The organism is Kordiimonas lipolytica (assembly GCF_042651265.1).
Lineage (GTDB): Bacteria > Pseudomonadota > Alphaproteobacteria > Sphingomonadales > Kordiimonadaceae > Kordiimonas > Kordiimonas lipolytica.
In genome coordinates, this window is record NZ_JBHSCR010000029.1 from 1 (window position 1) to 10,886 (window position 10,886).

Below are 10,886 nucleotides of genomic sequence, written 5' to 3' on the forward strand. Positions count from 1 at the left end.
AGGTGAAAATTTGTTCGTGGTCTTGCTCATAATGGCTCCTTTTACTCAGAAGTTGGAGCCTCCGGCAATCCCGGGGCGGTTCATGCAGCCTATACTTATATTTTATAACAGGTTCTTCTGAGGATGGCATGAGAACAACATCCCTAACACTATTGCCTCTAATGAGCATTCACCTGAAAAATGTGTCACCAATTCAAGTGCCTGTGTTGTTCATTCTCAACGGAAAGCAGCAAGGTATTTACTGGGAACTTTCAGACTATCTATACTTCCGCCTACAATGCGGAAGTATCTCCGCGACAAAGGCTAGAAGCATTGCCAGAACAGTCCAACGGCTAATCAATATATTTGATATTTGCTCAGTCAACGAAATCGCAGACGACTTCTTACTATCCAGACTTCTTGCCATATATTGCCTGGTCAGAATATCTGGCACGCTCACGATGGACGCTGAAGAATGGATGGCGCTGAAGTGGCAGCCAGTTAGTGAGGCTACCGCCCGCATAGAATTCACTGAAATCATAAACTTTTTCGATTATTGCGAACAAGAACTGGGGCACACCAACTTTCGAGCCGCTTCAACAAAAATGAAAAAAACCAGTTTCATTAACAACGCTTATAAGGCCAGATCAGCCGCAGACTTCCTTTTCCACTTAAACACTCAACGTGAACATTGGGACAAAATCTTCGAGAAAAAAACGATCAAACTTCCTTCTCTGCTCCGCCCCCTTCCCAAACCTGACCTTTCCAGGACGGAACGAGCCATCAGCTCTGCAGATCTGGAAGAGATCATCAACCGAGAACCCAATCCAGTCTTCAAGTCATTATTCATTCTTTATGGTTACGGGGGGCTAAGGCGCTCAGAACCATTGCATTTTTGGCAAATAGACATCAGACCCTCATCAGATTGGGCTGAAATATCAGAGTTTCCATCTTCAATGCCACTGGTTCTGAGATGTCATCCGTCTCATTCGCGATTCTTGGGTAGCTTTGGCGACAAGAGCAAAACCCGAATCGAACATCTAGCTAGTCGCTACCAGTTGACACCTCGCAATAGGCTACCCAACAACACATATTATTATGCAGGATGGAAAGGCACACGACCACTCCACATGCTTGGCTTTGCCCCCGTATTTTTCGTCGCCCCCCAAAAAATGCTGATGCAGTTCAATGCGGCAGTTAACGAGATCAAAGAGCACCTTCAGACATATAGAACGAGCGCGTTTCATCCGTACTTTTTCTGCAATATTTCAAGGAGAAATCACAAAGCGTTTGGCAAGCCCACAACAATCTCAAACGTCGAAAGAGCTTGGGTCCGCGCAGTTCAAAGAGTTGGCTTAACGGCTCACCAAGAGAACCGAAACATTCATGCTCTAAGGCATCACTTTGTCGCAAATGCAACCAAGTTAGGCCTTTCACCGCGAACAATTCAGCACATGCTGGGTCACACTAAACTGGAAAGCCAATTGAGGTATGGCAGCCTTATTGCTTCAGTCAGTCAGCAATTGTCATCCTTAGATTTGGAATCAAAATAATGATAGTTTTGCGCGACATATCAAATGCTCAAGTTACTCTCGCGAAGGGTAAAAAGCGAATCTTTGATGCACTGAAGGCTGGACTATCTCTTACTCGAGATGGGCTCGAAGCGTCAGGCTTCTATTGGCACCTTGTTCCTAAACTCAGCCGACTGCCGGATCAGGTAGCATTTGGTTTCACATCAGAACACGCGTCTAAACTGCGCTTCTTTCAAACACTCAAAATTTCAGAAAACATGAATAACTTTGGGATACTCCCCAAGACCGTCAAAGGCACACCGATGCGGCGCCTCAAGGCAAGCAACATCAACATGGTGCAGGTGATTCAGAATTTGGACCTTTCTGAACAACGAGCGTTGCTCAACGACATACTTTCCAACTATGAAATTTTTGAGTCGAGAATTTGGTCGCAGCAATACTTTCTCGACTTTCGCGAGCTAGAAAACTCAACCGACAATCCAGCCTCGTTTCAACAAACTCTCGATAGATCCCTTCAACACAATTCCTCTATCTCTCCCAAAGAGCATCGTGTCAATCTTGCACCAATCTGGATTGCACTGTTCCTCTTTTCGGAGGGACATGCAACTTGGTCAAGCGCCGACACTTTGGAAGGGAGTCATTACCTGCGGAATGGTTTCAACCCTTTTCGCGGCTTCATATTCTTTCACCTGTTAGCCGCCGACAGACACCCGCTTCTTAGTCATGCAATCAAGGCAACTAGGAGCATAAGCAAAGATGTTCCACAGCTGACGCTCAGGAGCCTTCTCTTGACCCCGGACTTTCTCAAGTCAGCAAACCCGCAGGAATTTTACCAATCACTTTTCGAATTCAAAAAAACTAAGAACGCAACAGAGGTGAATAAGAAACATAATTACAGCCTTCTAAACCGCATACACTCTGAAATTGGGCATTTTTTCTCTGTTCCGCCTAACGAGGTCGTTCATGGTGATTATTTTGGTGGCAGTGCAAGACTAAACTCCGCTTATTCTGGGGGCTTGTTTTCGTGGGTCATTTCGCCCGAAACTTCCAAATACAGAACGTTTGAAAAACTTGCTGGTTTCCCCTGCCCAAAGGCATTTCCTGAGGAACTGAAACACTGGGCAATGATGTTTCGAGAGATTGCGCCCAAGCTCAAACGGAAAACTCTAGAAACATATAAGCGAAGCGTGCATCTTTGGCTGATATACCTCCTCAAGCTAAAGAACGAGGAGGGAGAAGAGTTTCCTAGGGACTTTTCGGAGTTGGACAGAAATCTGCACATAAAGTTGGGATCACCAAGCTTCACCTTTATGCAGTTTCTTACAACGACACCCTTATCTAGCGGCGTCAAAGAGCAGGCAATCCGCGACCTCGAAAAGGCCATCAAACTTGCAGATTCTATGTATAACTTAGACCTGCCTGCATTCCCAATAAGTAGAAGCATCGACACTTTTGGACATAAGTATGTCAAGCATGCGAAAACGGTACGCGATTCCATTCCACGGGAGCTATATGATTTTATACTGGCGGAGAACCGCAAAGATGATTTTGCATTTGCCCGGTCTCTCCGACACTCTCGATTGGGGAGTCCGCTATACTGCCGAAGCGTATTTGATCCTTCGGTTGAAATGCGTCGGAATATCTTTTTCCCAGCCGTGCCGACCTTGCTCGACTTCATCCTCACATCAGGTGCGAGGTCCTCTGATGCCCGGCATATAGATAGTGGTGAAGGCGATGGCTACCTTGTTAATCACAAAGGTGAGAGTGATGAGAACCAACTGCTGATAGCTTCAACTGACCGTCAGGAAGGAGTGCTTAGGAGTTTTGCAGCCCCCACAATTTCAGATGGACGCGACGTATTAGGTTTACACTTCATCGACTCAAAAACTGGCCCTTATCAGGTTCCATACATTGATCCAGAAACCGCCAAATTTCTCGAGGCTATGCGAGAGTGGCAGATTAGATATTTTCCTATCACCGGCCCATTGAAAATAATGAAAAACCGGGAAGTACAAGGCGGCAATGCCGACATGTTCCTAGAGACATACCCACTGTTTCGCGACCCCAAAAACAAAGGTAGAATAAAGACTGTGTCGGCGGGTATGCTTGACAGCTACTGGCATAACTTGCTGGTGCACTGTGAAAACCTATACCTTGAGAAAACAGGTAGAAAAGGGGCATTTCTCGTCGACGGAGCCCCACGCTGGAATATCCACGCAATACGCGTAACCAACATTACCGTATGGCTGGAAAAAGGCCTTTCGCCACAGATCGTGGCTTCGCTGGTGGGGCATAAGTCAATACTTATGACTTTCTATTATGACTCGCCAAATACCACGGATGTTGTCAATGCAATCAATGAGACACATCGACACTTTGGCAGAAAAGTTAGACAAAGCCTAGAAAGCGATGACCGCCCAGAACAAGTTGCCGCCCAAATATTTGAAGCAATTGGGAATACAAGCCTAGAAACTGAAGATGCCAATATTGCACTTAGGGAATTGGTTAAACGGCGACTGTCTCCTGACATCTTTGCGCACGGCATCTGCCCCGGTGCTGACTGTTCTGCGCACCCAACAACACCACAAAGTCAGCATGCAAACGTTTTCAGGCCACGAGCGTGTTCATCGTGTCGATTCCGCATAACTGGACCAGCTTTCCTTTCCGGCCTGGTTTGGCGATACAACTCTTTGATTGCGGAATGTAAAGTTTCAATATCATCAGAACAAAAAATCCGCGCTAAGTCTGAAGAGTTTGAGCAAAATGGAGAGCAGCACCGAGCGTATAAGTTGCGGCTTGAGGCAGAAAGGCTTGAGAGAGAGAGGGACCATCTCTTCAAAGAAGTCACAACAGAGTTTTGGACCATTGTGAAGTGCCTGCAAATCAAAAACAAAGAGCAAGGAGCATTAGTCATACGAGATCAAGCACCTCTAAAGCTCATTCACAAGGAGGTAAACGACTTCACACTGTTTCAAAACGTCATTTCAGGGGCGAGCCTACATTTCGACGCCGACCACGAAGTCCCAGATTCGATCGTAATGCGCCGGAATGAGATTTTGAAAAAAATCGCGCGCCAGAACAATATGGAAGAATTATTCTTCAAACTAACGGATCAAGAGAATTGCGAGGCAATGAACTCACTTTGCTCCTTAATCTCTGAGTCTCCCTACGTCGAACAACTGATTACCGGTGAATACAAAATTACAGATTTGCCTACACTGAAAAGCCAATTCGATCAAATGCACACTATGCTAGAACGACCTAGTTTATTCGGAGGTGCCAACAATGATGCTTAGCGAGAAGCTCTTAACATCGATGATTTCAGATTTGGACCGCTACCCAAACCACAAACTGAAACGGAAACAATTAGATGGCCTCAAGGACATCTGTGATCGAATTGAAACCGGAAAAGCTGCAAAAGAATTCAAAAAGCGCTTTGGGCACAGGTTCACCTTACCGCAGAAAATCAACACGTCCACTGTTGAGCTTGCAAGATTGCAGCTAAATCTGTGTGGCCCAAGTCGATCAAGTGTTAATCGCAACCCACTAATGCGCCAGTATATTTCAGCGCGCGAAGATGAGCGCCTAAATCGCATACCAGTAAAAAAAGGTAGTTCAAGAGCCTCCATCAAAATCAGCAATATCTTGGCTCAGATACATTCATTTGAAGACCGAAATTTCATTGCAGTTCAAATTCAAGAAGGTCTTGACGCTATTAAGGAACTCCGCCTCCTGAAGAGGCAGCTAAGCAAATTCCCAAGTCTTGCGATTTCACTCGAAGAACTAAAAGGAGAAGGCTCCAACTCGAGAAACGAGGCAAAAAACAAAGACCAAATTTCATTGCCTGATCATTTAGACAGCCTGCGAAACTTGTTAGGGCGACTAACTGATGAAGACGTTTTGGAGCGTTTTGATCTAAAGTTTGACGGGTCGCGCGTCAAAGGGGGAATTTCAGGAAACCAAGCTCTTGTCCATGCAGACGAAATTGAAGCACTAAGGGCGTCGCTGAAACCGATCATTTAGCCCCAAACAGCTAAGAAGCTTTGTCACAGAGCAACCAAACATTGGTTCAGAGCTAATTTGCAAGAGCAAATAGAAAGTTCATGCGCTGTCGTTAAGGTATTGCCTAACCTGCTCGACCTTCTGCTGCATTGCAGATCTACCTAAAAAAGTTACTCCTGCCTCCGTGGCAACCTCCAGGAAAGAGTCAATCATCTCCTGCACCCTCGCAGATCCATGCTGGAGAGCGGCATTTGTGATCACGATATGCAGAGTATCTTTGGTTACTGTGGATGATCTAAAATCCAGGGGTGCCATTCGCCCAACTCTACCTTGCCCGCCATACGTATACAGAGTTGCGAGTTCGAAACTTTACGTACCCTTCAGCCTCTTCAAGGATTTCCTGGACCACAGTCGTTGTCCAATAATCGCGTGCTTCGTAACTCCTTGTATAGGGCGCACCAACACGGACATGAAAACCTACTTTTGGTTTCCCGTCTTCAGTAACAACCGTTCCATCTGATTTCATTTTCAACAACAGAGACATTGGCCCGGCATCTCCAGCACCATCACTTACACGCTCAAGACTATAACCCACCTTAATAATCTCCGAATCCAGGACCCCGTTAGAACCATACTATTCGAAAATCGAATATCCAACAAGAAGAAGTACTAGGTGTGGGAAAGGAGCCCATACCGATGGCAGCAGGATCTCGAAAATCATTACGGACACCAGGCCAACAGCAATTGCAAAAAATGCTGAAGGAAGCTCGGGAAAAAGCCAATCTACCTCAAACAGCTGTTGCCGAACATATGGGGCTTGTTCAAGCGGATATCTCCAAAATCGAATCAGGAGAACGTAGGCTGGACGTGATTGAGTTTATAAAACTCTCAGAGATTATTGGTTTGGACATTAATACTGCGATTGAGAGCATTCGCCTCAAAATGGATAGTACGTCAATACAACCAAGCAATTCTTAACCTTTGCCCCCTTAGGCGACAAGCATCATTTGAAGCGAGTATCGCCCCAAGGTTAAAGCGGGGGAGGAAACAACTTCCCGTTCAAATCAAAGGTAAGCCGGCTGGATTGTGTCAATATGTTTGCCGAAATCCCCAAAACACACAGAGCCAGCTGTATTCAAGCGAAACCGCCATCATTAATTCCAGCCAAGTAGACCTTAAGTTTATTGGGGCCGCTAGGTCCAAGAAAAACATTTCGGGGCGTTTCCCCGCCAAATGCCGAGATCGGCTGCTCCAAAAACCAAGTCCAAATTTCTGAAGGTTCATCATACCAATCACGCATAAATCTGAGGCACTCATCTAATTCGTAGAGATACTCCAGCTGTTTTTGTGACCAGCCATCTTCTGGAGTACATTGACAAAGTATGTTTTCCATGAACTCAGCTTCGCTCATACCCAACTGGTGAGCATACTTGGACAGCAATACCTTGAATGATGCATGTTGGTTCACCAAAATCCTCCACAGCGGTCAAAATCAAATTGAAACTCTTTTGACCTCAGAAGCAGGCCGCTCCAGCTTTTCTTAAACTTTTGCTAGAGTGTCCGATACAAAGGCAGGAGAAGCAAGTTGACAAAATATGAATACAAGACGATTGAATGGCGAAATAAGGAATATGAGGGGATTGACGACTTAATCGACTCGCTAGTCGCAGAAGGATGGGAACTTGAAGGTCCTGCTCATGTCTATGCCCAAATGTTCACAACGCGATATACTCAGAAACTAAAACGAAAAATCTGTACTGGTGAAGACCAGAGAAATGATCAACACCCTTAAGCTTTCACCGCTGATACTACTTGATTAGGCGTAACTGCCCAGCACGAATTTGCGCTGTGACGGCTTAGGCGACAGAAGCAGACGGCTAAAAGCTCCTAGCAAAGAGTCCGCTTTTGACCCAAAGCTGTCGCTAGGCGGATTAGAACGACCAGCTCAAGGATGCCCGGACCGAGTTGCCCGTATAGTCCGCGACCGGCAGGTTGGATATTGAAGACACATATTTATATTCAGCCCCCAGTTCCAGCTTTTCAGTCAGGGGAATCTCCAGGCTCACCCTGGCAGTATGGCGCTTGTCCTGGCGTTCATCGCCAATCGCCGCGTCGAAGCCGGTATAGTCTTTCTGGCGGTACTGATAGCGAAGCCTGAAGGTGGCTTCTTTGCTGCCAAGCTTGAACGGATGCTTGTAGCCTGCGTCAAAGGTATGCCCCCAGTAGGACAAGCTGTCGATCTCGGCAGTCTGGCGACTGATGCGGTAGCCTGTTGTGATGTTCTTGGTGCCGTCCAGCAGGAAATATAGCTTGGCATCGGCGCTGTGCCGATCCGCGTTCCGTTCTGACCGCAATGGGTCTGCGAAGGTCTGCTGCCTGAACTGGTAACTGGCGGTCAGATAGGTTTTCTTGGCGATCAGCAATCCGATATCGGGGCCCACCGAATGGACGCCCAGAAATGCTGCGCCGTCCAGCCGGATGTGGTCATACCGGTAGCTACCGCCGACATTCACCTTGCCCACCTTGCTTTTCAGGCGGGCGGACAGGCCGTGGATCTGCAGATCGAAGTTTGAAAGGTCCTGATACACGCTTTGGAAGAAGCTGTATCGACCGCTCAGGCTTGTATCGCCTTTCTCAAACACCTGTGCGCCGATGGCGCCATTGATACGTAACAGGCTGTCGCCTTGGCGGCTGGTGCTATCGATGGAATCGATGGTGACGTTGTCGTTATATTCGCCCCCAACCTCGAGGTCGATTTCCAGGCTGTTTTCCGCCTTCGCTGCACCGGCAGTTGCCAGCGAACAAGCCCCTGCAAGCACAACCCATTGTACGACTTCGCGCGCGTTCCACATAATTATTCCCTGAGCCCTTTTAATCTGAATGTGTTCTTATTCTGAGTGTGTTCTGGCGAGACCATAGCCGTAGACTTCATCAAACCCCGGCTTGCCAAGGTCCGTGGCCTGGGCCTTGATGGCCTCAAATGCTGTTGTGACTTCACCCTGATATTCTTCCGACGCCAGCCGTGCCAGCATGGCCGCCACAAATGGCGATGCGATCGAAGTACCGGTGTTGGCCTTGTATTTTCCTGCCGCATCGCCGGTGAAAACTGCCACACCCGGCGCGGACAGGTCTACATGCTGCCCCCTGTTGGCGCGCAGGAACACACGGCCTTCACCGTCAACAGCCGTAACGGCCACGACCGGTTCAATCGCTGCGGGATAGAGGGGCGCCGCCCCCGGACCGGCGTTTCCAACAGCGGCAACGATTGTCATGCCGCGTTCTATCGACCGGCGGACTGCAATTTCCAGAAGCTGGTTCCTTGGACCAGAAAGGCTCATGTTCACCACCGCAACCTCTTTCTGCAGCATCCAGTCAAGCGCTCGCACAAGACTTTCCGCGGTCGCAACCTTGTGCCCCGTGCCCGTCTCCAGGAAAACGCTTGCGGAATATAGGGTCGCCCCCGGAAGAAGCCCGAACGGGTCCTGTTGCCCCTGGCCAACCATGATACTGGCCACTGCCGTGCCGTGCTCTTGCGGCCTGGGCGCATCATAGCTGACAAAGTCCCGGGCAATGATCGATTCTGTCGGGAACAATGGGTGGCTTGTGTCGACTGCCGTATCGATCAGCCCGATCACCAGCCCTGGAACGGCATGGGCGTCAAAGCCCAGGGCCCTGGCCATGCTGGCCGGAGAAGATGTTGCGGCCATGTCCGGGCCGACAGAGTTTTCCGACACATAAAGGTGGTTGCGGTCCACAGCACCGCCTTCAAGGGCCGCCGTCAAATCATCAATGTCGCGCTGCAGTTCCGGGGCGCCAGACCTGCCAGCACGCACAAGAACCATGTCGAGACCAGCCAGATATTCCACGTTGCGGTCTTCAAACGACGACAGGTCTATCGCCTCTGCGGCTTCACGTTCAGCAAGCAGAAGCACTTCGTCTGCGACAAAAGTCGCGCCGAGTTCTTCTTCAATCTCAAACATCTCGCGTTCTGCCACGATGGCCTCTACGGCCCTATGGTCCGCGCCAGACAACCTCTGGACACGGGCCTCCCTGTCATCATCAATCTGCGTGTCAAGCCGGGCATCCCTGTCACGACCTTCAACGGCGTTCAGGCGTTCGACTATATCGTCGTCATCAAACTCGTCTTCCCTGTGGCCTTCGTGGTCGTCATCATCGTCGAACCGTGAGAAATCCTCGGCCGCTTCCAGTGCGTCCTCTGCCGATTCTTCAGCCTCTTCAGCTCGCGCTTCCGCCTCTTCCTCGGCTTGTTCTTCTGCTTCCTCTTCGGCCTCTTCTTCCGCCTCTTCCTCGGCTTGTTCTTCTGCTTCCTCTTCGGCCTCTTCTTCGGCCTCTTCTTCGGCCTGCTTTTCCGCTTCCTCTTCGGCCTGTTGCTCGGCTTCCTCTTCAGCCTGCGCTTCAGCTTCCTCTTCCGCCTGCTTTTCCGCTTCTTCCTCAGCCTGCGCCTCAGCCTCCGCTTCGGCCTGGTCCTCGGCTTCCTCTTCAGCCTGCTTTTCAGCCTCTTCCTCGGCCTGTGCTTCTGCTTCCGCTTCTGCCTGGGCTTCTGCTTCCGCTTCCGCTTGTGCCTCAGCTTCCTCCTCGGCCTGATCTTCAGCTTCCTCTTCCGCCTGCTTTTCAGCCTCTTCCTCAGCCTGTGCTTCTGCTTCCGCTTCCGCTTGTGCTTCAGCTTCCTCTTCGGCCTCTTCCTCGGCTTCATCTTCAGCCTGATCTTCGGCTTCATCTTCTTCAGGCCCGAAATTAGCAAACAAGGCGCTCTCTGCATGCGCGGATGTCCGCCCCGGGGGGCGCGCGTCAGCTATCTGGGAGACATCGGGGAAGGCAAAAGCCACCTGTGACACGACGAGCGCGCTAAAGCCGCACAGCAATGTCAGGTGCCTATATTTCATTATCCCGTTCTCCAGATGTTTGCGGGCCGAATATGCCGCGCACACGCGCTGTCTCGTATGACGTCTAACATCGTTCTATTAAGAAAACGCGTAAGCGCACAATTTTATTCCCTGCTGAATATATTAATCCAGATTAACGCTCACACGCGCAGCAGAGGGCTTTCTGTGCCATAATAAATTGAAAAAAATTAAAAAAGTGGGAATAAACTCTACTCACTTGCCGTTACCAAGGTGATGAACGCAGTTATGAAACATGACCCAGCCGACGAATGGCGAGAAGAATTGGTGGCACTGCTGCCAAGGCTGAGGCGGTATGCGGTCTCACTGACAGGGGCACTTCATGACGGTGAAGATCTGCTGCATTCAACGATAGAAAGAGCCCTCGTCAAGTTCGATCAGTTCACACAGGGAACCGATCTGGATAGATGGCTTTTTCGCATAGCAAAGAACCTTTGGCTGGATGAAATCA

At 49.2% G+C, this 10,886-nt stretch carries 9 protein-coding genes; 6 read left to right on the plus strand and 3 right to left on the minus strand.

Translation table 11 applies throughout. From position 1 onward, the window contains the following. Positions 1-128: 128 nt before the first annotated feature. From ACFO5Q_RS16825 to ACFO5Q_RS16840, 4 genes are all read left to right on the plus strand, one after another. Entirely contained in the window at positions 129-1,532 is a 1,404-nt protein-coding gene (locus ACFO5Q_RS16825) for a tyrosine-type recombinase/integrase (RefSeq protein ID WP_082719834.1), read from the plus strand. Continuing rightward, the gene (locus ACFO5Q_RS16830; RefSeq protein ID WP_068146983.1) at positions 1,532-4,807 is read left to right on the plus strand and encodes a VPA1269 family protein; all 3,276 of its coding nucleotides are present in this window, start codon (positions 1,532-1,534) and stop codon (positions 4,805-4,807) included. Before ACFO5Q_RS16825 ends, ACFO5Q_RS16830 begins: the two co-directional genes overlap by 1 nt. Beyond that, the gene (locus tag ACFO5Q_RS16835) at positions 4,797-5,534 is read left to right on the plus strand and encodes a hypothetical protein (RefSeq protein ID WP_068146985.1); all 738 of its coding nucleotides are present in this window, start codon (positions 4,797-4,799) and stop codon (positions 5,532-5,534) included. Before ACFO5Q_RS16830 ends, ACFO5Q_RS16835 begins: the two co-directional genes overlap by 11 nt. A 675-nt stretch (positions 5,535-6,209) precedes the next feature. Next, positions 6,210-6,491 carry a helix-turn-helix domain-containing protein gene (locus ACFO5Q_RS16840; RefSeq protein ID WP_068146991.1) on the plus strand — a complete coding sequence of 94 codons (282 nt, stop codon included), beginning with the start codon at positions 6,210-6,212 and terminating at the stop codon, positions 6,489-6,491. A 157-nt stretch (positions 6,492-6,648) separates the two neighbouring features. Here the strand turns inward: ACFO5Q_RS16840 and ACFO5Q_RS16845 are convergent, their stop codons facing one another. After that, positions 6,649-6,981: a hypothetical protein gene (locus ACFO5Q_RS16845; protein WP_068146994.1), complete on the minus strand. Its 333-nt coding sequence runs from the start codon at positions 6,979-6,981 to the stop codon at positions 6,649-6,651. Positions 6,982-7,098: 117 nt separating this feature from the next. Between ACFO5Q_RS16845 and ACFO5Q_RS16850 the strand changes: the two genes are divergently transcribed. Continuing rightward, complete coding sequence (locus ACFO5Q_RS16850; RefSeq protein WP_068146997.1) at positions 7,099-7,305, plus strand: hypothetical protein; 207 nt, start codon at positions 7,099-7,101, stop codon at positions 7,303-7,305. A 139-nt stretch (positions 7,306-7,444) separates the two neighbouring features. Here the strand turns inward: ACFO5Q_RS16850 and ACFO5Q_RS16855 are convergent, their stop codons facing one another. Continuing rightward, on the minus strand, positions 7,445-8,365 hold the full coding sequence (locus ACFO5Q_RS16855; protein WP_068147000.1) for a porin family protein: 921 nt from the start codon (positions 8,363-8,365) through the stop codon (positions 7,445-7,447). 36 nt (positions 8,366-8,401) lie between these two features. Further along, positions 8,402-10,417, minus strand: coding sequence for a S8 family serine peptidase (locus ACFO5Q_RS16860; RefSeq protein ID WP_380084435.1), 2,016 nt, complete (start codon positions 10,415-10,417; stop codon positions 8,402-8,404). Positions 10,418-10,663: 246 nt separating this feature from the next. On the opposite strand from ACFO5Q_RS16860, the gene ACFO5Q_RS16865 reads away from it, so the two are divergent. Beyond that, a partial coding sequence (locus ACFO5Q_RS16865) for a sigma factor (RefSeq protein WP_380084436.1) occupies positions 10,664-10,886 on the plus strand: 223 nt, incomplete at its 3' end.